This window comes from Spirosoma sp. KCTC 42546 (assembly GCF_006965485.1).
In the GTDB taxonomy this organism is placed as follows: Bacteria; Bacteroidota; Bacteroidia; order Cytophagales; family Spirosomataceae; genus Spirosoma.
Map to the genome: position 1 here is coordinate 4,306,835 of NZ_CP041360.1, position 20,363 is coordinate 4,327,197.

Here is a 20,363-nt window from a genome sequence, read left to right on the forward strand (position 1 = left end):
TCCCGTAGTGGCGGGTTGTTCGTGAAACTTAACCAGCGGGAAATAAACTAAGGAAATGGTCATACGCCTGATCGTTCTTATCCATCAATTCACCGCAGTCTTTTTCCGGTTGACTGAATCCAATCTGGGCGTTATGGCACTGACGAACCAACTTTGCATCATCAATCAGCCCGTTACGTATTGATGACGGGTAGCCTAATAAAACCTTATCAACACAAATACTCCAATCATGAAAACGTTAGTTATTGGCGGAACGGGAACCGTTGGCAGCCAGGTAGTTGAGGAATTGGTACGCCATCAGGTGTCAGTACGAGTGCTGGTGACCTCCGCCGAGAAAGCCGCCCAGTTGCCGGAAGGGGTGGAAGCCGTTATTGGTAATCTGGATCAACCCGGCACCTTACCCAAGGCCTTTACCGGTATCGATGTCGTTTTTCTCTTGAATCGGCAGGGGCACACCGAAGCAGCTCAGGGCCAGTATGCCATTGCGGCAGCCAAACGGGCTGGGGTTCGAAAAGTTGTGTATCAGAGTATTCATAACGTTCGGCAGGGCGCGCACATCCCGCACTTTCAACCCAAGATTACGATTGAAAATGTGCTGATGCAGTCGGGCCTTTCGTATGTATTCATCTGCCCGAATAACTTCTACCAGAATGATTTCTGGTTCACTAATGCCATTTCAACCTATGGTGTGTATCCACAACCCATTGGCGATGTTGGCCTGAATCGGGTTGATGTTCGGGATATTGCTGAAGCAGCGGTCATAGCTATGTTAACCGATGATTATAACGGGCAACACATCCCATTGGTAGGACCAGAGACATTAACTGGCGAGGTAACGGCTTCTATTCTAAGCGAACAACTCGATGCTGCTATCTACTATCGGGGGAATGATCTGGATGTTTGGGCTACTGATGCCAGGCGCTCCCTACCTGATTGGATTATTTCTGACTGGACCAAAATGTACCAGTTCTTTCAAGCGCAGGGGCTTGTGGCTTCTGATCAGGATATAGCCTTCTGTACGAAGGTACTAGGTCACGCACCTCGCAGCTATGCGGATTTTATTGCCGACCATCTTCTGGCTTTTCACCTTCATGTAGAAGTAGCTTAAGTGGCCCTTCTCCAGGCTACGAGTCACTTGATAACCCTTACCCGGCAGTTCATTAAAGCAAAATTCCGGTTGGTCGGACACAGCCTGGCGCAGTTGATGACGATGCCCCAACTTTGGCTCACCAATCTGGGAACAGAAGAATTAATAACTAACATTCTCTTTTTCAACCAGTAAACAACTAAACACAATGAACAGATTTCCTACTTTTATGCTAGCCGTTATGGCTACACTTGTACTGGCTACCTCATCCTGTAAGAAAGGTGATGATGGAGTTCAACCCGCAGACAATACGGCAACACCTGCTTTTGTTGGCAAAAATCTGGTCATGACCTCCTTTCAGGTCAATCCGGCGATTGACCTTGATGGTGATGGCAAACTGGACACCGATCTGATGGTTTTCCTGCGGGCCTGTGATAAAGACAACACCCTGGTTTTCGAGAAAAACGGTACGCTGTCGGGTAGTAACGGACAACTCTCCTGCTCCGACAACGAGGCCGATCCATCGGCCGTAAAACCAAGCCACTGGACGTATAACGAGCAGACAAAAACCATTCGCATTGTGAAAGACAGCGATGCAACGGATGTTTCAGAATGGAAAGTACTGGAGGCTTCGGCTACGGGACTGAAAGCGGAAGTATCTATCGCCGATCCCAGCCAGACGTCCAAGACACTCATGACCTGGAAAGCATTGTAATTTTCATCTCGCACCTTCCTCCTTTTCAAACCCATGAAATCGGCTAAACAACGTTTCCTGCTCACACTAGTCGTCATCAGTTGCGGGCTAATTGCCGCCCATACAGGCGATGTAATGTCTGAACTAACGATTCAATCCGGCAAGCTCCGGCAAGACGTTCTGTTAAATTTAAAAGAGCCTAACTGGTTCTTTTTCAACGCAACAGCCTCCATGCGACAAGTGGCACGTCGGTTGCCCGAGTCATCAAGGGGCGCAACCGTTCGGGCTTTAGGCAAGGTTGTTCGGGCTTATATTGAGTCAACAACGTTTAAGAATGAATGGCGTCAGGATGTACGCTCGGTTTATCCATATGACGAGTCGTACACGGATGAAGGTTTAGCTCAAAAGAAACAAGCTAACGATACAGAAAAAGCTGCACTAAAAACGCAGATGGCCACGTTGGATCAGGCTTTCGCGCAAATGGACCCCGCCATGTTGCAAATGGGTATCCGAACACAATTGGTGCAGGAAGAGCAGCAACTGGCTTCACTATCCGGTAGCGAGCGCACACGCCAGGCACAACATATAGCGGAGTTAAAAAAGATGCTGAACTTACCACCAGCCGAATGTAAGAAACAGTATCTGGCCTCTTTAATCGAACAGTCCCAGAAACAAGTGAGCAAATCCGGTACTGATATTGATCAGGAAGAACTGGCACTGCAACGAAAAAAGAAAGCTGAGTTCGACGCCCATGCTGATTTTCATCCCCTTCTGAAAAAACGGCTACAGGATTTTATTGACTTAACGGAAACGGTTGATTTCGAGGCTCGTTTAGTACCCATGGGTTACAAACAGGAGTTTGCGAATCCGATCTACCAACGTAAGCCCGCTGAGTGGAAATTCCTATATCGCTTAGGCAAAGAGCCCGTAACCGAAGCACGGATGTTTGCAAAGCAGTGGCTAGCAGAATTACATTAAATTCCGTTTTACCAGCTAACTAGATACGCCAGATCCTGGAGGTCTGGCGTATCTAGTTAGCTGGTAAAACGGAAAGTCACTCCTACTCCATATGAAAAACTCGTTCCAGTGGCACAGCCACCGGCGAATTATCGGGATTTGTATCCATCAAGTCGGCCATGTAAGCCCACCAGCGCTTCATAATGGGCAATCCTGGCAAATTGGCAGTGGTATGAGTATCAAGCCGTTTCTGAACGGCAAATAGTGTTCCGGTTGCCCGATCGAGGAAAATAGAATAGTCGCGAACACCCGCATCAATTAAAGCCGCTGATAATTCCGGCCAGATTTCGTCGTGACGGCGTTGATACTCAGCCTCAACACCCGGCTTTAGTTTCATTGTAAAGGCAATTTCTTCCATAGTTTTTCTGGTTTGGAGTTTGAAGTCTGAGGTTTGAAGTTGGCCTCACCTAACTTCAAACCTCAGACTTCAAACTCCAAACTATTTCAGTTTGCACAATTCCGTCCCTGCCAGCAGGAAACAACCGAGGCCATAATCGTCAAAATCAGGCTTGCTGTCGTACGTAACAGGCTGACCATCTTTTGGCTCTTTACCGGTTCCCTGCACATAACCTAAGAAGCCGTTCGGGTGTACAGAATCGGTAGCCATTGCATTCCAGGCTTTAGCCATAATTGGTCGATAGGTTTTTCCATCCAGTAAGCCATGAGTGACGCCCCAGGCCATGCCATAAATAAACAGGGCTGTTCCGGTCAGTTCTTTCCCCCCGTAATTAGTGGGGTCATGTAAGCTTACATTCCAGTAGCCATCCGGGCGTTGTAGGGGTGACAACGCCTTCATCATCTCCAGATAGGTTTTTTCGTACTCTTCCCGATGCGGGGCATCTTTCGGAATAATGTCAAGTACCCGAACCAGCGCGGCAACAGCCCAGCCATTCCCCCGCGACCAATAGCAATCCTGCCCATTGGGCTCTTTGTAAGGTGGCACAAAATCCTTATCACGCCACCATAAATGGTCTTCTGGATTATAGAGTCCGTTACCCCCATGTTTGGTTTTTGAGTAGTTGTAAATCTGGTACATCTTCTCAAAATAGGTATTTGCTACAGTACGATCTTTCTCCAGAACGCCTAGTTGTGCAAACACCGGCATGGCCATTTGTAAGGCATCGACCCAGTTCCAATCGTCGATTTTATCACTTTTTACCATTGCATCGATTGATGCTTTGATATCGTGAAGGCGCTCTGGTTTCTTATCAATCAGGAATAAGTCAATATAGGTTTGTCCGCAGCACTGGTCATCGGCGTTCCGGGTATTGATACCGCTTCGAAGGCCCCATTGGTGCTTTTCGCCCCACTCAACGGCGTAATCATAATAGGCTTTCTTTTTATCTATGCCATACAACGCCATCAACCCTTCGTAGTACACCGCTCTTGTCCAGATGTTGCTGGGCCGCGTTTTGTTCGTTACAATCTCCTTTCCAGGATCTGGCCAGGCCTTCATAAAATAGGCATTCGCCAGCGTCATTTTGGCGATGATATCTTTCCTCTCAGGAAGTTTCTGAGCCTGTACGCTACATGCACCAATGAGGACCAGTACTACAATCCGACTGGTTATTTGTCTGAATGCCATGGTTACTGTTTTATGTAGAGACCAGAGAAGCGTTCACTACATTAATGGACAACTGCATGGGCGGTGTATTTTTTGAGTTCGACACAGTCGCCGGGTAGTGGATGCGGATTCCAATGTTGGTGTACGGCTAAAGCAGCTCCCAGTGCCGATGCCTGCGCAACGGATGCTGCGTAGACTTCGATAGTTGGAAAAGCAGTGGCCAGTAAATTCATATAGATCGGATTTTTGCCAAATCCACCATCCACAAAAATACGTTTGACAGGAGAACCCGCCAGTACCAGATTAGTCGAGATTAGCTGTTGCGAAACAATATCAAGCATCAGCTGGTGATACGCTTCCTCATAAGTGGCGAAATCAGTTAGCTGCCGTTGCCCAAACAAAGATCCCTGCATGGAGAGCATCTGATTTCCTTTTGCATCACGCTCGGTTGTTACCTGACTGGCCTGATGGCGCAATTTCTCGATTATTTCAGGGTCATAAGCCACTTTCGTGAACTGATCTATCGGCGTCTGAAACTGCTCTGCCAGCCGTTTAACCTGTTGCTCGTGCTCATACCCTGCAAACAACCGAGCCGCTTTTACCGGCTGGCCTTTGTAATGCATAAAGTTGAGACAGTCGTACTGGAGTTCTTCCGGTGTCAGCGGCAGGCTATTGAACGGGTTCATACTCACGCACCAGGTCCCAGTCGAAATGAGCACAAAGGGTTCCTGAAACGAAGCCAGGTAGGGAATCAGCGCCGATGAGCTATCATGTAACCCCACGCCAACCTGAACCGTAGTATCACCAAAAACCGTCAACCGGGCTGAATCAGACGGAACAATGGGCGCCAGATGAATATCAAGTTTTTCATCAGTAACCCATCTGTGATACTGTTGCCGGTCAAAATCCCAGAGCATGGTGTGGCAACCGATGCTGGTCAGTTCAGAAACAGGCCAGTTACTAATCAGATAGCTTACGTATTGAGGCAGATGGAGCGCAAAGGCCAGTTTCGAAAACAAATCCGGCTGCTCGTATTTGAGTCGGTATAGCTGAAGACCTGAATTCAAACTTCGCAACGGTGGCGATGCAGTTTGCCGGGTCAAGTCGGCTTCTCCCCCGTAGGTATCGTAAAAATTCTGTAGTAAAGTATCCGGGTAGGCTTTCAGATAACTATATAATTGCCCAAGCGGTTGCCCGGTCTGGTCGATGTAGACCAAACTGGCGCCATAAGTCGAAAAATTCACGGCCTTTACTGAGAACTCCGGCAAGGCCAATACCTCCGTTAGTGACGCAGTAACCCACCTGGTGAGCTTAGTCAGGTCTTCGCATAACTCACCATCCTCGTCGGGTATCTCCACAAACTGCTCCGATTTCTCCCAAACGATTCGATACTGTTCATCGAAGAGAAACAATTTTTTATTCGTCTTACCGATATCGAAGATGGCAATGACATTCATAAATGATGAATTATGAATGATGAGTGATGAATGATGAACAACAAATGGTCTATGCGAACTCATTCATCATTCATCACTCATAATTCATCATTGATTTACAGTCCCGTTGCTACTGTTTTGGCTCCCCGCTCGCCAATGAGTTGCTGGCGAACGTTCAGTTGCCGATAAAGGCCCAGTGGATTCAAGGCGGCACCAGCCCGCCGACGAGCTTCGGCAACTAAGGGCCGAACATCCGTCCGGAAGGCATCTTGCAGAATTTCCTGAGCACGAACCGGATCGTTGGCTTCACGAGCTTCTTCTAAGGCAGCACGATCAACTAACAACGCCTGCGCATAAGCGAGTTGAATGGCTTCTACCGACTGGAGCAGGTCTTCGAGTGGGTCTTTCACATTGTGGCTGGCATCAATCATCCAGCCAAGGTCTTTGGCATGATTCATAGCCCGAGCGTCCAGCCCATCCACCAGTTCAGTGAAAATCAGGAATAACTGGTAAGGCTTGATGCTACCCGCCGTCAGGTCGTCGTCGCCGTATTTGGAGTCATTAAAATGGAAACCACCCAGTTTGCCCTGGTGTAACAGAATAGCCACAATCTGTTCGATGTTGGCATTGGGTAAATGGTGCCCCAAATCCACTAGCGTAAAGGCCTTTGGCCCGAGTTTGCTGGCGTACAGAAAACTGCTACCCCAATCGCCTACGGTCATCGAATAGAAATTCGGTTCAAATGCTTTGTACTCTACAAATAGCTTCCAGTCGTCGGGCAGGGCCGCGTAAATCTCCTCCAGGCTGGAAAGTGTCCGATCAAAGGCCTTACGGAAATTAAGTTGACCCGGGAAACAGGAACCGTCTGATAACCAGACCGTCAGCGCATCAGATCCCAGGGCTACGCCATGCCGGATTACCTCAATATTATGGTCGATAGCCTGTTGCCGAATAGCCGGATCGGTATGTTGTAAGGAGCCAAATTTATAGCTCAGGTTTTGGTCGGGCTGATCCTGGAATGTGTTGGAGTTCACGGCATCGAAGCGCAGCCCGTGCTTAGCAGCAAGTTGTTTGATCGCTTCTGGATCTGTTGGGATGTCCCAGGGGATGTGCAGTGAAATAGCCCCGCTGGCCCGGTTTAGGGCGTGCAGCAAGCCAACATCCGCAATTTTTTCTTCCAGCGAACGAGGCTCTCCCCCACCCGGGAAACGGCCAAAACGGGTTCCGCCCGTGCCCAGCGCCCAGCTCGGTATGGCAATCTGGAAATCAATCAGTTTCTGAATAATTGGTTCCGCCGTAGCGACCTCCTGCGTCCAGTACGACAATTTCCGTTGGTGACCTTCCAACTGCGACTGGTTATAATCAGCAATATGTTCGGGTTCGAGTTGCATAAGGGATTGGGTTTATGGTTTGAGGTTTACGATTTTCAGTTTACGGTTGGCTAACGCGGGAAATGCTGGCGCGTCAGCCAACCGTAAACTGAAAACCATAAACCATATACCTACTTCACCGGACAAACGCCATCGCTACACCACCATCTACATTCAGGACGTTGCCGGTGGATTTAGACAACAGGCCATTGGTGAAGGCCAGACAGGCATTGGCGATATCGTCTGGGAGGATGATTTCGTTCAATAGCGTCCGCTTGGCATAGTATGCGGGTAGCTCTGGTACAGTGATACCGTATGCTTTAGCACGGCCTTCGGCCCAGGCACCTGCCCAGATTTTCGAATCAGAAATAACCGCATCGGGATTCACCACATTCACCCGGATATGGTCTTTGCCTAACTCAGCCGCATTCAGGCGACTCAGGTGTAGCTGCGCTGCTTTGGCCGAACCGTAGCCTGCATTATTGGGACCGGATACCAGCGCATTCTTGCTGACAATATTAAGTACATCGCCACCTAATTTCTGCTTCCGCATCACCTCAACCGCTTTCTGAGTCACTAAAAACTGGCCTTTTACCAATACGTCGTACAGTAGATCCCAATCTTTTTCGGTATGCTCCTCAATGGGTTTGGAGATACTCAAACCCGCACAGTTGACTACAATATCAACGCCACCAAAAGCCAGCGCAGCTGTATCAAACGTAGCGGCAATTGTTTCGCCTTTTGTTACATCTAACTGATCAGCTGCGTAAGCATCTTTACCATATTGCTTCAGGAATTCCTCCTTCGCACCTGCCAGCCGGTCGGCATCGTTGTCGTTGATGACCACAACCGCGCCTTCAGCCAGGAATTTCTTGGCGATAGCCTTTCCGATCCCACCTGCACTACCCGTAATCAGGGCAATTTTACCCGAAAGTGGTTTTGGTTTCGGCATCCTCTGGAGTTTAGCTTCTTCCAACAGCCAGTATTCAATATCGAACGCTTCCTGTTCGGGCAGACCAACGTAATCGGATACGGCTTCGGCGCCCTTCATTACGTTAATGGCGTTGGTATAAAATTCTGCGGCTACACGCGCCGTTTGCTTGTCTTTTGCAAAGGTGAACATCCCCACCGCTGGCCACAGTAAAACGACTGGATTTGGATCACGGATGGCCGGACTATTGTCATGTTTGCAACGCTCGTAGTAAGCGGTGTAATCGGCACGGTAATCGGCGAACGCCTTTTCCAGATAGGCAATGCTATCCTCACCAGCCAATTGAGCCGGGTCCAGTACCAGCGGACGAATTTTAGTACGCAGGAAGTGATCAGGGCAGCTGGTACCCAAACGAGCCAGGCGTGGCAGGTCACCTGAGTTAACGAATTCCAGCACGCGTGCATCGTCCGTAAAATGACCGATCATCTGGCGATGGCCCGAAGCCAGCCCACGCAATACTGGCATTAAAGCAGCGGCCTGTTTTTTACGAGTATCGGCATCCGTGTTTTCAACCACTTGTCCACCAAATACCGGGCGTTTCTTGCCATAATTCTGGTTTAGGTACTCAGACGCCTGCTCAATGACTTCCAGGGTATTTATATACGATTCGTAGGAGGTATCTCCCCAGGTAAACAAACCGTGTCCACCCAGAATAATGCCCCGCAGATTCGGGTTCTTTTGAATCGCTTCTTCCAGTTTCAACCCAAGGTCGAAACCAGGACGCTGCCAGGGAATCCAGGCCATCTTATCGCCCCATATTTCGTGCATAATTGCTTCCCCATCGCGGCTGGCGGCAATGGCAATCAGTGCATCCGGGTGCAGGTGGTCAATATGTTTAAATGGCAGTAGGCCATGTAAGGGTGTATCAATGGATGGAGCAGCACATTTTGGGTCGAACAGACAGTGATCGAAAAGACCAACCATTTCGTCCTCAAAAGCCAACCCCCTGTAACGGCTTTTCAACGCATGTAAACGTTCTACGTACAGATTTGCGCAGCCTTTTTTAGTGAGTGTACCAATATCGCCCCCAGACCCTTTTACCCACATTACTTCAACAGGATCGCCAGTAAGCGGGTTAGTTTCCATCAACTTAACCGATGTATTTCCTCCGGCATAGTTAGTCAGGCGCAGATCGGCACCAAGCAAATTGGAGCGGTAAATAAACAAAGCCACTTCGTCACCGGCCAGCTCGGCTGCCTTATTCTCATCCCAGAGGTAGCTAACGTAGTTGAACGCTTGCGTTGTATTCATAAATAGTTAAATAAGTAGTATCCGACAGTAATCTTGTTTTGTACAAAGTACGTTAGGCTAATTTTCTCCTGCTTCATGTACTCTCCTGTTATAATCACATTATAATGGCAAAAAACATGAACTGCTTTTTCTAGTCCAGTTGGGCGAATATACAGGAGAGAACAGGTAGGTTTTAGCAACGAACAAGGATAAATTTGAAAATTATGACGGGACTGTCTATAGGGCTCCGCTTGTCCCGCACGAATACATTACTTATACATAATTCATCATTTATAATCAGACAATAGTGGCTGTAATCTGGGGTGTTATATTTCATGCGCTGGGGGGATTTGCCTCTGGCAGTTTTTATTTACCGTACAAGAAAGTAAAAGGCTGGGCCTGGGAAAGCTATTGGCTCATAGGCGGTTTGTTCTCTTGGGTAGCGGCTCCCCTTCTCCTTGGCTCAATCACTGTTCCCAATCTATTTGGTGTGCTGGCTCAATCATCCAGTGAAACCATTTTCTGGACCTATTTCTGGGGTGTTCTTTGGGGCTTTGGGGGATTAACCTTTGGGCTAGCAATGCGCTATCTGGGTCTATCGCTTGGTATGGCCGTTACGCTGGGGCTTTGTGCCGTTTTTGGAACCCTGGTACCTCCTATCTGGCAAGGTCAGTTTGGGGAGCTTATCGGCACCCTCTCTGGTCAGGTCATTGTGCTGGGCCTGGGGGTTTGTGTATTAGGCATTTCTGTTTGTGGCATTGCCGGAATGATGAAAGAACGAAGCTTAACCGATGCCCAGAAGAAAGCGTCAATTGCGGAGTTCGATATTCGCAAGGGGCTAATGGTTGCTATATTTTCGGGGGTCATGAGTGCGTGTTTCTCGTTTGGCCTGACAGCCGGGCAACCTATTGCTGAACTGGCTGTCAGGAACGGGACCGATCCACTCTATATGAATAATGCAGCACTGGTCATTATTCTGTTAGGCGGCCTGACGACCAATCTTATCTGGACAATCTACCTGAATATCAAGAACCGCACGTATACCGATTATCGAAATGTTTCGACCCCCATTCTCATGAATGTTTTATTCTGCGCGATGGCTGGGTTTACCTGGTACTTCCAGTTCTTTTTCTATGGCATGGGCGACAGTAAAATGGGAGAATATCGCTTTTCAGGCTGGACTCTCCATATGGCATTTATCATTGCCTTCAGTAGCTTCTGGGGCCTGTATCTGCACGAGTGGAAAGGCGCTAACCCGAAAACCATGCGCACCATTACCTTAGGAATCCTACTGGTTGTGTTCTCAACAGTGGTTGTGGGGGTTGGCAATTATCTGGCTGCATAAGATCACATTAAGTAACGCACAGAAGCCGGTCAAAGCAATAATAAATTTGCTTTGACCGGCTTCTGTGCGTTGGCTTATATGGCTAAATTGCAACTTAACAACCTGCAGATACCGATAGTAGATTAAAAAGTCATTAAATTGCCAACGTTTATCGGTCGAGAAACCCGGTGATCAGTTTTACCAAAATGCACCCATAGTCTATGCATTTATGAAAACCACTTTTTTCGCTTTCGAATCGATTAAAAATTAACACTAAGCCAACAAAATGGATATTGCACGAATCTTTAAAAACAATCAAAATTGGGTTCAAAAGAAGCTAGACATAGAACCAACTTACTTTAGTGATCTCTCTAAAGGACAAACTCCAGATATCCTCTATATTGGTTGTTCAGATAGCCGTGTATCAGCCGAGGAGCTTATGGGCGTTTCGCCCGGTGAAGTGTTTGTGCTTAGAAACATTGCGAATATGGTTCCCAATACGGATCTGGGAGTAATGTCAGTTATTAACTACGCCGTGGTAAACCTTAAAGTAAATCACATCGTGGTGTGCGGTCATTACTATTGTGGTGGCGTCCAGGCAGCTATGAAATCAGCAGACCTGGGCATATTGAATCCATGGCTGAGAAACATCCGTGACGTATATCGTATGCATAGGGATGAATTAAATGCTATTACAGACGAAGAACTACGTTATAAACGATTAGTAGAATTGAATGTCGAAGAACAATGTATAAATGTTCTCAAAACGGCAGAGGTGCAAAAAGCCCAGCTGGATCGAAATCTTACCGTTCATGGATGGGTTTTTGATGTACACTCAGGCAAGTTGATCGACCTGCAAATTGACTTTATAAAACTTTTAGAAAACATCAAGGAAATTTATCGTCTCGATTGAAACAACCCTCAAACTGATTGGGGTCATTAGCAAAAAGCCATCAAATAGTCGTTCTGACTATCCGATGGCTTTTTGCTAGAATATCTCCCTTGCAATTTTAATCACATTATCAGCTTTTCCCATCGTATAGAAGTGCAACACTGGCGCACCGGCAGCTACAAGTTCACGGCATTGCTGAATGCACCACTCTACGCCTACTTGCCGGGCCTGCTGATCATTCTCGCAGGCTTCAACCATCTTAACCAGGTCTTCGGGTAATTCCAGATGGAAAAGCTTCGGTAAAATCTGGATTTGTTTGCGCGTACTAAGGGGTTTCAGTCCCGGAATAATTGGCACGGTAATGCCTTCCTGACGACATCGGTCCACAAAATCCAGATACTTCTTATTGTCGAAAAACATCTGCGTCACGATGTAATCGGCGCCTTTGTCGATTTTCTGTTTGAGGTAATGAAAATCACTGTCGTGGTTAACGGCTTCAAAATGTTTTTCGGGATAAGCCGCTACGCCGATACAGAAGTTACTGGGAGCCAAGGGGGTATCTTCTTCATGCAAATACATTCCCCGGTTCATGTTGGCCACCTGTTCCACTAATTCGCTGGCGTATGTATAGCCATTCTCTTTGGCTTTAAAAGTCGTGAACGGTTTCGCCGGATCACCCCTGAGCACCAAGGCGTTATCGATGCCCAAATAATGCAGGTCGATCAGAAAATCTTCAGTTTCTTCGCGGGAGAAACCACCACAAAGGACATGGGGTACTGGATCAACGCCGAAACGGTGCATAATAGCCGAACAGATCCCTACCGTACCCGGCCGTTTACGCGTTACAATTTTCTGGATAGTGCCGTCGGGCAACGGCCGTTCGATGTATTCTTCACGATGGTAGGTTACGTCAATGAAAGGTGGCTTGAACTCCATCAGCGGCTCGATGTTGTCGAGCAGGTTCTTCAGATTATCCCCTTTGATCGGTGGAATTACTTCAATCGAAAAAATCGGTTTGCCGTTAGCAGCCTTAATGTGGTCGGTAATTTTTGTCATTTGTCAAATACAAGGGAACCGCATCGGCGGACCGGCAGATTTATATGATTTTGTTAATCAGTTATGATTGTTTATATCGTTGCCCCCAGATTTTTTACACTTTACTCTCACCAATCATCCTGAAATTATATTCATCATAAAAATCTGCCGGGGCCGCCCGTGCGGTTCTATCAACTATTGGAGCAACGTTAACGCGAAAACACGGCCAACCGCATGTAAATTCCATTGGAAAAACCCGTACTCCAGGGCTGAATATCCAGTCTACGCCCGAGTTCGCTCTTGTTTTTCACTTCATGCAGTTTTGGAATACCCCAGCCTACTAATGAGCCGAAGGCGGCACCAGCTAGTAGATCAGACGGATAGTGCAGCCCACCCTCATAACGCAACACAGCCGTGGCCGTAGCCAATCCCAGTGAACCTACCCAAACAACAGGCTTTAATTTAGAATGAGGAAAATAATGGCGAAACACTTCGCTCGTGAAAACGGCGGTAGCAAATGCATTGGTCGCATGACCCGAAAAAAACGACTGTCGGGCATCTCGGGTAAGTTTTTCATCCATAGGGGCCGACGGATTATACACAAAGGGTCGGGTACGTTGCGTTATGCCTTTCACGGTTCGTTCAATGCCGTTTGCAATCAGCATTGTTTCAATGAACATCACTCCCACTGTTTTAATATCCTGTCGCATTGACTTTGTTCCAACAGTAAGCAGGCCAGCGAGAGCAAAATTACCGGCCAGCGTAACGTCACTTAGACGGTCGGCCGAGCTAGACCAGCGATAAACTGCCTTCCGATCCAGTGCATTGATATCATCGGGGCTAAGGGCACTAATCTCAGCTTGTGTCAGTGGCTCAATGCTATGACTTAGGGCAACCGAAGCTCCCAAAGACACCGCCCCTACGCCCATCCACGTAACTTCCCGACTCGTTTTGAGCTGGTAAGGGGACTGGGCAAAGGTTGGTTGAATGAATAGTGAACAATGTAGAATGAATAATGATGAGATAATATGTTTTTTAAATCGGGCTACATCCAGGCTATTCGTGCGTTTTTTCATCATTCTACATTAACCATTATACATTTTTCATTATTAAACCACTCGCACTACTTCGGGTTCATCGGCAAGATACACTAACCTGCCCTCAACTTCAGGATAACCCATTTCCCGGTACAAATTGGTAAAGTACCGTAGCGTACTGACCGGATTCGTAGGTAGTGAATTTTCCTTACCGGGCAAAGACTCATATTGCACCAGAACAATGTGGCCATCGGGGTAATGTACTACCCGATGTGGGGCTCCGTGCATTCGTTTGCTACTCAAAATACTCCGATCGGTATCAATCCGAAGGGTGGAGTCAAAAAGAGATGTTAAAGCTGGGTGTAAGACAATTGCCAGTAAAGCCTGCTTCAATAGTTCGCATTCTATCTTACGAATTAGCCCTTCACTTACGAGTTGCCGAAGTACTGCGTCAATCATTTCAGGGCCTTTGATCAGGCTCAGGGCTGCACATAGTTTACGATCCCGTTCTCGGGTACGTTCAAACGTTGCTACGTCAAACATTCGGTCGGCTAGCCGACGCAGTTGCATATCCTGCCCTCGATTCCCACTGACAACATCGTCCAGGAAAATCTCGTCAAGCGTTTCATCCAGTTGGTGGTGCGGAAACGAATCGGCGCACAGACTGATTTCGTAGCTGGTTCGGCCTTTCTCCCAGGCACAGCCGCAATTACGGGCCACTTCGCTATCACGCAGAAATGCATGCAGCCAGTAGCTTACGTCTTTCTGGTTGCCGATTTTATCGAAATCAGCTGCCTTGGCAATGATATACAGTCGGTCCGTGGGGCGGGTGAAAGCCACATAAAGCAGGTTCATATTTTCGATGAACGTGCGCGTTAGTTCCTCTTCGTATTGGGCCGCTACCGACGCTGGTGCACTGCGCAGTTTGCTAGTCGTGTTCGAGGGGGCAGACAGTAGACGGGTAAGCGGTCCGGTATCGGTTGAATGCGCCAGCGTATCGGTTCGAACGCCGGCCAGGTCGAGCCAGATCGTACTCTCGTTAATCGGCTCCACACGCCAGTTCGCGAATGGGATAATCACAACAGGGAATTCCAGCCCCTTCGATTTGTGAATTGTTTGAATACTTACCGCATTCCGGGCATTCCCTTCCACCGAAATCTTTTGTCGAACACTATCCCAGTACACCAAAAAATCGCTCAGGTGTCCACTCCGTTTTTGATTGAAGGTTAATACTTCATCCAGGAATCGAAACAGAAACGGATTATGTTCAGCCTGATTAAAAAGTCCGAACTGGGCCGTTAATCGCTCTGCCAGTTCGTAGGGATTCAACTGCCCTAAGGCGTAGGGATCAAGTGGGTAACCTTCTGCAGCTAGGTATTCATATACATCCGAAATATCATTTTCAGCTACAGTTCGTAGTTTCCCCGTCAGCACATCGTCCGGGAAAATGCCCTGCACCACCCGATGGAACAGATACAACAATTCGTACCGAAGCATGCGTAGATCAGGACGCTGAAGTACACGCATGAGCGTAATGAGCCATTTGACCGGATCCGAAAACTCCAGCGACAACGAGTCTGCCGACACCAGGGGAATCTGGCGGGCGTTCAATTCATTAGCTAAGGCTTTGGCGTGCGATTTTTTGCGACACAGAATGGCAATATCACCGTATTGGTACCCCTCGGCCAACGACTTTTCCAGATGCGCGATGGTTGTTTCGAGCATTTGGGTGGTTAGGTCTTTACCAAGTTCGTCGTCTTTATCAACAAAGTCTAGTTGTACATGTCCGGCCTTGTTTGCTTTCGGTTGCGCTTTCTGATGAAACTGGCGTTCGGCATCGAATACATCAGCCAATTTTGGGTGCTGATACTCAAATTGGCGAGCGACGAACTCAAAAAAGTCATTATTGAATCGCACAATTGGCTCCGCGCTCCGCCAGTTCGTGTCCAGAATTTCGGGCTCCAGATGTCCGTCGAGCATACCAATTCGCTCGGCCGTCCAGGAACTGGGGTTATGTGCTACTTTCAGACTTTCCAGATCCTGCCGATGTAAGGCCACAATCTGGTCCATATCGCCCCCCCGGAACCGGTATATTGCCTGTTTGCCATCGCCAACCGCGAGGTTAAAATGAGCCGCACCCAGTGAGTTTTCAATAAGCGGTAACAGGTTGGCAAACTGTAGCCGGGAGGTATCCTGAAATTCATCGATCAGGATGTGGTTGTACTTCGTGCCCAGTCGCTCGTACAAAAAAGGTACCGGCTCCGACGCAACAATGCTCAAAATTTTCTTATTGAACTCCGAAATATGCACCCGCCCATCTTTTCGAAGCAGGTCATCGAACTCCACCCGCATTTGCTTCAGTAACGCCAATTTCTGCAAATGCGGTAATAAGCAATCGAACAACGTCACCTGCCGACTGCTTTCTGAGCGAATCGTTTCGATCTGATCAAAGCAATTACATAACTCATCTGTAATGCTATCAATGGCTGCTGCTGTTGGTAGTGGCGTTTTAGGCAAATACCAGTCACCCTCAATCTGTTTCCGGTGGGTAGCCGTTGGCTCTTTCTCGAAGTTGGTAAGGGCAATAGTCTTAAAATAAGCCGCAATACTGTTCTTCTTACCTTTAAAATCTTCTTCGTCAAGCCCCTTGCTGGTAATCAGCGACCAGGCCCGTTTCCCCTGGTCAATAATGGACGTTTCTACCTGTCGATTATGCTCGAGCAATTGTAGGCGAATAGCCCGCAACGCACCCGGCGATAATTCCTGGGCAGCATTCACTGCATCATAAAACTGATCGGAGGTGAGGTTTCGGCCAAATTCTTTGAGTAACTCGGGGAGTTGATTCCAGCTTTTTCCTTCTGTGGCCGCGTGGGTATAATACTCGCTCAGAATGGTCGTAATTTCCTCCATTTCCTCCGTACCTGCCTTTTCAATCAGGTTATCGATGGCGAGTTCGAGTACTTCATCGGTTTCCATTTCCACCTCAAACGAGTAGGGAAGGCCAAGCTCGTCGGTAAATGCCATTACCACCCGCTGCGTAAAGGAGTCAATGGTGGTAACGCTGAAATCGGCGTACCGGTGCAGAATGGTTTTGAAAACAGCTGAGGCTTTCTGGCGCAATTTGGCCTTATCTAGCTCAAAGGCATCGCTGTGTAGGGGTGTGCCATAGAGGTCAACGACTAACTCATCCAGCAGAGGCAATTCTTTCGTCCCGGCAATGTCGGAGAGCCGTTCTAGAATCCGGTTCTTCATTTCGTTGGCAGCTGCGTTGGTAAACGTCACCGCCAGAATATGCCGAAAATAGTCGTCCTTCGCATCTGGCCGTAGCGCCAGTTTCAGGTACTCCTTTGTAAGCGTGTACGTCTTACCCGACCCTGCCGAAGAACTGTAGATTTTAAACATGGGAGGAAAGGGAGAAAGGAGGAAAGGGAGGAAGGAGGAAAAATTCCGTTCCTCCCTTTCTCCCTTTCCTCCCTCTTTTAAAAATTATACCGCAACCCCAATCCTGTATTCAAATTCAGGAAGAATGGCGCCTGAAGAAGTTCGACATAAACGCCGGTTTCCAGAAAAAACGAGTAGGGTTTACCAACCGGAAAAAACTCCAGACCGGCAATACCCGAACCTCCTAATGAGAGTGCATTTTCGTATTCACCATTTAAACGAGGTGGGTAATATCGGCGATTATTTATTTGGCCACCAAATCCATAATACGCCCGAATGCTTTCGCTTTTCGTGAGAGCGGTGTGCCACAAATAATGCCCCTGAATGCTTAGCCCGACGCTTTGATAATCGCCAGAGCGGTAGCTTCGTTTGGTGCCGTAAATTCCACCGTAGGTGCCAATATTCAAATCGAAGGCGTGGTTCGTGCCAAAATACTTCCGAACATTCACGCCTGAAGGTTCACCAATACGAAAGCCCACGGCCCAGTTATTGTATTGAGCCAGTGCATCATGGGGCGTCAGTATCCAGCCAGCTAAAACCAGTACTGCTAATAGAAACGATTTTTTCATAGAGTTAGTGATTAGTCTTCTTAGACTACACGGTTCGGTTCTCGTAACAGGTGTATGGCTACTCATACCCAATAATCAGGCATTTGAAACAGGCTCCGGTTTCATAGCTTCCTCACCAGTACCCAGCGGCAAATCATCGACTACCGATGAGCTGTCCATAGCTTGAAGCACCGATAATAGTCGCTCATTTTCAGCCCGTGTGCCCACCGAAATACGCAGACAACCGCCACATAGTTTTACCTTTGAGCGGTCCCGAACAATTACCTGCTGCTCAATCAGGTGTTCAAAAATACCCTTTGCATCATTGAATTGAACCAGCAAAAAGTTCGCATCGGATGGATAAATTACCTGTACCGATGGCAAAGAACGCAGTTTCTCGGCCAAAAACTGACGTTCCGTCAAAATTTGACGAACCATCTCATCCTTTGCAGCTTCGTGGGTAAGGGCATCCAGAGCGAGCGACTGGGTTGGAGCCGAGATATTATATGGCGGTTTGATCTTATTGAGCACCTGGATTAACTCCTCAGAGGCAAAGCACATTCCCAGGCGTAATGCCGCCAAGCCCCAGGCTTTGGAGAAGGTTTGCAAGACAACCAGGTTCGGGTAGCGGTCCAGTTCAGTGGTCCAGGATGGCGTGTCGGCAAAATCGATATAGGCTTCATCCACAATCACTAACGACTGTCGAGCCGCTTCGAGAATCGTGCGAATAGCATCGGCCTGCAGTAGATTCCCCGACGGGTTATTGGGCGAACACAACCAGATCAGTTTTGTATTTGAGTTGATTGCCTTTAAAACGGCCTCCGTATCCACCTGAAAATCGGGCGTCAGTGGCACTTTGACCAGCTCCACATCATTCACCGCTGCCGAAACTTCATACATGCCATAGGTTGGCGGCATGATTAATAGATTATCTTGGCTCGGCGTACAGGTGGCACGAACGAGTAAATCAATCGGTTCATCGGACCCATTGCCCAGGAAAATCTGCTCAGGTCGAACCCCTTTGATGGGTGCCAGCCGCTGCTTGATAGCCCACTGATGCGGGTCGGGATAGCGATTATAATCGCCCGTGTTTGTTGTTGAACCAATTGGATTTTCGTTCGCATCCAGGAATACACCGACTTTACCCGTATACTCATCGCGAGCGGATGAATAGGGTGTCAGGCTAAGAATATGGGGGCGAAGGAGGTTATTAAGATTAAATGATTGCATTAGCTTAATTTCTGAAAAAATCGCGAGTCAAATTCAATGGACTCCACGGCAATTAGTTTTACGTCTGTGAACAATTCCTGAGCGGGATTGAGCAGATAATTGTACTCTGCCCGAACGATAACCGAAGGCACACGCAACAGAAGTGACTCATTTGAAGCCAGCCATTGACTACCAAGCTGTTGAGTATAGGCTTCGTCAACTTTCCAATTTTCGGGCAATTGCTGGCTGTTGATAAACGGAATATGATCAGGAACATATAACACCATGACCCGATAATCGGTTGGGGGTTGTGGTTGTCGCAGGTGAACCAGTGTCTCTAAAATGGCTAATGACCGACTACTGGCAGCATAGATCACCGGCCTCCCTGCTTCGTTCCACCTCCCTCCATACACAGCCGCACCATTCCCCGACAGATCGCTGGCGTACTTCTGGCGCGTAACCCGAAATAACTCCATCAGGCAAAAATTCCATGTTCAATCCGACCAATCTCCCGGTCAACGATACCAATGCCTTTATGCGTTTTGAGGAAATCAACAGGCCGCCGATTGCCCAACGCCAAAATCGACCCATGGAGCCAGTCTCGAAAATAGTCTTTCCCCAATGCATCTTCGCCATGTTCAAACAACTCGGCCAGAGCCACAATATGGTCTGAGACACTATCGGAAAGTAGATCCTTATCCTGATATCGTTGCAGGTTACGGGGGGTAACGGGCAGATATTGTACAAGTTCTTTGGGCTCAATGCCCAGCGAATCAGCTAAATAGCGAATTGTGGCTTTAGGGATACCCTGTTCAATCAGATGCATCAAGTCAGCTTCACTACGAATACTTCGTCCAAGTATTTCATGGCCGCCCAGTCGATTGGCGATGGCTATGATTGTCATAATGAGGAATTATTTCCTTAAAAATACAGACATTTTTCCGTTAACCCAAACTGACCCGCTTAGCATACAGCATTAATGAGTCAGGCAGTTGGTGTTGGTCGCCACCGAAACGACTGATCGTCAATGGCACGCATAGTACACAGAACCCCGTTGAGGTGATCGTATTCATGCTGAATTAATTCCGATAAGCCCCAATCGGCAACCTCCCAGGTGTGGTGTTGCCAGTGTTCATCCCGATACGTGAGTGTCAACTGGCAATGTCGCCGGACACGTACCAATAGATTGGGGAAACTCATGCAATCGTCCCAAAGTTCGCTGGTTTCGTCACTGACCACTACCAGTTCAGGATTGATGATAACCTGCGGTTTGGCTACATTAAGGTAAATCAGTCTTTTCATAATACCAAGTTGCGGAGCGGCAATACCCCGTCCAAACTGGTACTTCGCTCTGATTTCCTCCATCACCGTATGCAAATCAGCCACCCAGCCTGCCGCCAACGGAAGCTCTGATTCCAGAACAGGCTCGCAGGTTTCGTACAGGCGGGGATCGCCTAAGAGCAGGAGGTCGGCGAGGTGTTTCATTCG

Annotated in this window: 19 protein-coding genes; 6 read left to right on the forward strand and 13 right to left on the reverse strand. The window is 48.0% G+C overall.

The window, feature by feature from the left end:
• Window positions 1–55: 55 nt before the first annotated feature.
• The 4 genes from EXU85_RS35995 to EXU85_RS17590 all read left to right on the forward strand — a co-directional run bounded on the left by EXU85_RS35995 (window position 56) and on the right by EXU85_RS17590 (window position 2,759).
• Complete coding sequence (locus EXU85_RS35995) at window positions 56–184, forward strand: hypothetical protein (protein ID WP_256366048.1); 129 nt, start codon at window positions 56–58, stop codon at window positions 182–184.
• 45 nt (window positions 185–229) lie between these two features.
• On the forward strand, window positions 230–1,108 hold the full coding sequence (locus EXU85_RS17580) for an SDR family oxidoreductase (protein ID WP_142773335.1): 879 nt from the start codon (window positions 230–232) through the stop codon (window positions 1,106–1,108).
• Window positions 1,109–1,295: 187 nt separating this feature from the next.
• Window positions 1,296–1,802 (forward strand): hypothetical protein, encoded by a 507-nt coding sequence (locus EXU85_RS17585; RefSeq protein WP_142773336.1) that lies wholly within the window; start codon window positions 1,296–1,298, stop codon window positions 1,800–1,802.
• 33 nt (window positions 1,803–1,835) lie between these two features.
• A complete protein-coding gene (locus tag EXU85_RS17590) occupies window positions 1,836–2,759 on the forward strand; it encodes a hypothetical protein (protein ID WP_142773337.1) in 924 nt (307 codons plus the stop codon).
• 82 nt (window positions 2,760–2,841) lie between these two features.
• On the opposite strand, the gene rhaM is transcribed toward EXU85_RS17590, so the two are convergent.
• From rhaM to EXU85_RS17615, 5 genes are all read right to left on the reverse strand, one after another.
• On the reverse strand, window positions 2,842–3,156 hold the full coding sequence (rhaM, locus tag EXU85_RS17595; RefSeq protein ID WP_142773338.1) for an L-rhamnose mutarotase: 315 nt from the start codon (window positions 3,154–3,156) through the stop codon (window positions 2,842–2,844).
• A gap of 81 nt (window positions 3,157–3,237) precedes the next feature.
• A complete protein-coding gene (locus EXU85_RS17600; RefSeq protein WP_142773339.1) occupies window positions 3,238–4,383 on the reverse strand; it encodes a glycoside hydrolase family 88 protein in 1,146 nt (381 codons plus the stop codon).
• Window positions 4,384–4,424: 41 nt separating this feature from the next.
• The gene (locus EXU85_RS17605; protein ID WP_142773340.1) at window positions 4,425–5,819 is read right to left on the reverse strand and encodes an FGGY-family carbohydrate kinase; all 1,395 of its coding nucleotides are present in this window, start codon (window positions 5,817–5,819) and stop codon (window positions 4,425–4,427) included.
• A 95-nt stretch (window positions 5,820–5,914) separates the two neighbouring features.
• Complete coding sequence (locus EXU85_RS17610; protein ID WP_142773341.1) at window positions 5,915–7,189, reverse strand: TIM barrel protein; 1,275 nt, start codon at window positions 7,187–7,189, stop codon at window positions 5,915–5,917.
• A 115-nt stretch (window positions 7,190–7,304) separates the two neighbouring features.
• Complete coding sequence (locus EXU85_RS17615; protein WP_142773342.1) at window positions 7,305–9,410, reverse strand: bifunctional aldolase/short-chain dehydrogenase; 2,106 nt, start codon at window positions 9,408–9,410, stop codon at window positions 7,305–7,307.
• Between the two features lie 286 nt (window positions 9,411–9,696).
• On the opposite strand from EXU85_RS17615, the gene rhaT reads away from it, so the two are divergent.
• Entirely contained in the window at window positions 9,697–10,734 is a 1,038-nt protein-coding gene (gene rhaT / locus EXU85_RS17620; RefSeq protein ID WP_142773343.1) for an L-rhamnose/proton symporter RhaT, read from the forward strand.
• A gap of 265 nt (window positions 10,735–10,999) precedes the next feature.
• Window positions 11,000–11,626 (forward strand): carbonic anhydrase, encoded by a 627-nt coding sequence (locus EXU85_RS17625; protein WP_142773344.1) that lies wholly within the window; start codon window positions 11,000–11,002, stop codon window positions 11,624–11,626.
• 75 nt (window positions 11,627–11,701) lie between these two features.
• Here the strand turns inward: EXU85_RS17625 and metF are convergent, their stop codons facing one another.
• The 8 genes from metF to EXU85_RS17665 all read right to left on the reverse strand — a co-directional run bounded on the left by metF (window position 11,702) and on the right by EXU85_RS17665 (window position 20,360).
• Entirely contained in the window at window positions 11,702–12,661 is a 960-nt protein-coding gene (metF, locus tag EXU85_RS17630; RefSeq protein WP_142773345.1) for a methylenetetrahydrofolate reductase [NAD(P)H], read from the reverse strand.
• A gap of 188 nt (window positions 12,662–12,849) precedes the next feature.
• Window positions 12,850–13,719 carry a phosphatase PAP2 family protein gene (locus EXU85_RS17635; RefSeq protein ID WP_371732033.1) on the reverse strand — a complete coding sequence of 290 codons (870 nt, stop codon included), beginning with the start codon at window positions 13,717–13,719 and terminating at the stop codon, window positions 12,850–12,852.
• Between the two features lie 30 nt (window positions 13,720–13,749).
• Window positions 13,750–17,079, reverse strand: a complete 3,330-nt coding sequence (locus EXU85_RS17640) for a UvrD-helicase domain-containing protein (protein WP_142773346.1) — start codon at window positions 17,077–17,079, stop codon at window positions 13,750–13,752.
• A gap of 77 nt (window positions 17,080–17,156) precedes the next feature.
• Complete coding sequence (locus EXU85_RS17645) at window positions 17,157–17,687, reverse strand: hypothetical protein (RefSeq protein ID WP_210422476.1); 531 nt, start codon at window positions 17,685–17,687, stop codon at window positions 17,157–17,159.
• A 75-nt stretch (window positions 17,688–17,762) separates the two neighbouring features.
• Window positions 17,763–18,896, reverse strand: coding sequence for a histidinol-phosphate transaminase (hisC, locus tag EXU85_RS17650; protein WP_142773347.1), 1,134 nt, complete (start codon window positions 18,894–18,896; stop codon window positions 17,763–17,765).
• Complete coding sequence (locus tag EXU85_RS17655) at window positions 18,896–19,351, reverse strand: RES family NAD+ phosphorylase (protein ID WP_142773348.1); 456 nt, start codon at window positions 19,349–19,351, stop codon at window positions 18,896–18,898. Before EXU85_RS17655 ends, hisC begins: the two co-directional genes overlap by 1 nt.
• Window positions 19,351–19,779, reverse strand: a complete 429-nt coding sequence (locus tag EXU85_RS17660; protein ID WP_142773349.1) for an antitoxin Xre/MbcA/ParS toxin-binding domain-containing protein — start codon at window positions 19,777–19,779, stop codon at window positions 19,351–19,353. Before EXU85_RS17660 ends, EXU85_RS17655 begins: the two co-directional genes overlap by 1 nt.
• A gap of 80 nt (window positions 19,780–19,859) precedes the next feature.
• Window positions 19,860–20,360 (reverse strand): peptide deformylase, encoded by a 501-nt coding sequence (locus EXU85_RS17665; protein WP_142773350.1) that lies wholly within the window; start codon window positions 20,358–20,360, stop codon window positions 19,860–19,862.
• Window positions 20,361–20,363: the final 3 nt, after the last annotated feature.

What these genes read in the sequence shown, in the direction of transcription:
- EXU85_RS35995 (WP_256366048.1), top strand. Translation starts at nt 56, where the DNA reads ATGGTCATACGCCTGATCGTTCTTATCCATCAATTCACCGCAGTCTTT.
- EXU85_RS17580 (WP_142773335.1), top strand. Translation starts at nt 230, where the DNA reads ATGAAAACGTTAGTTATTGGCGGAACGGGAACCGTTGGCAGCCAGGTA.
- EXU85_RS17585 (WP_142773336.1), top strand. Translation starts at nt 1,296, where the DNA reads ATGAACAGATTTCCTACTTTTATGCTAGCCGTTATGGCTACACTTGTA.
- EXU85_RS17590 (WP_142773337.1), top strand. Translation starts at nt 1,836, where the DNA reads ATGAAATCGGCTAAACAACGTTTCCTGCTCACACTAGTCGTCATCAGT.
- rhaM (WP_142773338.1), bottom strand. Translation starts at nt 3,156, where the DNA reads ATGGAAGAAATTGCCTTTACAATGAAACTAAAGCCGGGTGTTGAGGCT.
- EXU85_RS17600 (WP_142773339.1), bottom strand. Translation starts at nt 4,383, where the DNA reads ATGGCATTCAGACAAATAACCAGTCGGATTGTAGTACTGGTCCTCATT.
- EXU85_RS17605 (WP_142773340.1), bottom strand. Translation starts at nt 5,819, where the DNA reads ATGAATGTCATTGCCATCTTCGATATCGGTAAGACGAATAAAAAATTG.
- EXU85_RS17610 (WP_142773341.1), bottom strand. Translation starts at nt 7,189, where the DNA reads ATGCAACTCGAACCCGAACATATTGCTGATTATAACCAGTCGCAGTTG.
- EXU85_RS17615 (WP_142773342.1), bottom strand. Translation starts at nt 9,410, where the DNA reads ATGAATACAACGCAAGCGTTCAACTACGTTAGCTACCTCTGGGATGAG.
- EXU85_RS17625 (WP_142773344.1), top strand. Translation starts at nt 11,000, where the DNA reads ATGGATATTGCACGAATCTTTAAAAACAATCAAAATTGGGTTCAAAAG.
- metF (WP_142773345.1), bottom strand. Translation starts at nt 12,661, where the DNA reads ATGACAAAAATTACCGACCACATTAAGGCTGCTAACGGCAAACCGATT.
- EXU85_RS17635 (WP_371732033.1), bottom strand. Translation starts at nt 13,719, where the DNA reads ATGATGAAAAAACGCACGAATAGCCTGGATGTAGCCCGATTTAAAAAA.
- EXU85_RS17640 (WP_142773346.1), bottom strand. Translation starts at nt 17,079, where the DNA reads ATGTTTAAAATCTACAGTTCTTCGGCAGGGTCGGGTAAGACGTACACG.
- EXU85_RS17645 (WP_210422476.1), bottom strand. Translation starts at nt 17,687, where the DNA reads ATGAAAAAATCGTTTCTATTAGCAGTACTGGTTTTAGCTGGCTGGATA.
- hisC (WP_142773347.1), bottom strand. Translation starts at nt 18,896, where the DNA reads ATGCAATCATTTAATCTTAATAACCTCCTTCGCCCCCATATTCTTAGC.
- EXU85_RS17655 (WP_142773348.1), bottom strand. Translation starts at nt 19,351, where the DNA reads ATGGAGTTATTTCGGGTTACGCGCCAGAAGTACGCCAGCGATCTGTCG.
- EXU85_RS17660 (WP_142773349.1), bottom strand. Translation starts at nt 19,779, where the DNA reads ATGACAATCATAGCCATCGCCAATCGACTGGGCGGCCATGAAATACTT.
- EXU85_RS17665 (WP_142773350.1), bottom strand. Translation starts at nt 20,360, where the DNA reads ATGAAACACCTCGCCGACCTCCTGCTCTTAGGCGATCCCCGCCTGTAC.